This window comes from Novacetimonas hansenii JCM 7643 (assembly GCF_000964405.1).
Classification (GTDB): Bacteria; Pseudomonadota; Alphaproteobacteria; order Acetobacterales; family Acetobacteraceae; genus Novacetimonas; species Novacetimonas hansenii.
Genome location: NZ_BANE01000278.1, coordinates 1 through 1026 on the forward strand (window position 1 = coordinate 1; position 1026 = coordinate 1026).

General features: G+C 68.5%; 1 protein-coding gene. It reads left to right on the forward strand.

The features are described from left to right. Positions 1-873 (forward strand): DUF7146 domain-containing protein (locus tag B7G66_RS14635; RefSeq protein ID WP_048859335.1); only part of this gene is annotated, 873 nt, incomplete at its 5' end. Between the last annotated feature and the right edge of the window lie 153 nt (positions 874-1026).

Genomic DNA, 1026 nt, shown 5'->3' on the forward strand with positions numbered 1-1026 from the left:
GGCGCGACAGGGCAGCATGGCGATCTGCTCGACATCATCCGCGAAAGCCTCGGGCTGCTGGATTTTCGTGATGTCGCCGACGAGGCCCGGCGCTTTCTCTGCCTGCCGCAACCACAGCCACGACCGACCTCTGATCGCGGTCGTTCCGATGCGTTCGGGCGGCATGACGCTTCCCCGCAGGCATCAGGAACCGCTGACGCGGCACGAAGGCTCTGGGCCATGTCCCGCCCGATTGCCGGGACGCAGGCGGAAACCTGGCTGCGCCATCGTGATCTCACCCGCCTGACGGACCTGTCGTCGCTGCGTTTCCACCCGGACTGCTATTATCGCGCCGATGCTGACAGCCCGACCGAGACCTGGCCTGCCATGATCGCCGCTGTCGCCGATCTCGAAGGCCGCGTGACCGGTGTGCATCGCACCTGGCTGGCGCGCGATGGACGCGGCAAGGCGCCTGTCGAAATGCCTCGCCGGGCCATGGGCGACCTGCGCGGTAATGCCGTGCGCTTTGGCACGGTGTCCGACGTTCTGGCGACAGGCGAGGGGATCGAGACGGTGCTCTCGCTCCACGACGTCATGCCCGATCTGCCGCTGGCCGCGTGCCTGTCCTCGGCCCATCTCGCCGCCATGACGTTTCCGCCTACGTTGCGCCGCCTCTACGTGATGCGCGATGACGACCCGGCCGGAGACCATGCGGTGGCGACCTTGATGGCCCGGACGCAGGAGGTGGGGATCGACTGCCTCGTGCTGTCACCGCGTCTGGCGGATTTCAACGATGATCTCCGCTACCTCGGGCGTGGGGCGATGCGGGCGATCCTGCATCCCCAGCTTACCCCGCAGGACGTGGCGCGGTTTCTGCAGCCCGTCACGCACTGAGCCGGGCCGGGAAGGGGGAGGGTCTCCTTCTTTCCCGGCCGTGCGGGCGCTGTCCCGTTTCCGGATGCGGCGCGCCCGCGGGCCTTTCAAGAGGGGAGCGGGCGTCAGCCAGGCCGGGCCTGCAATGGCGGAGCCGGCTATTTTCCGCCGCGC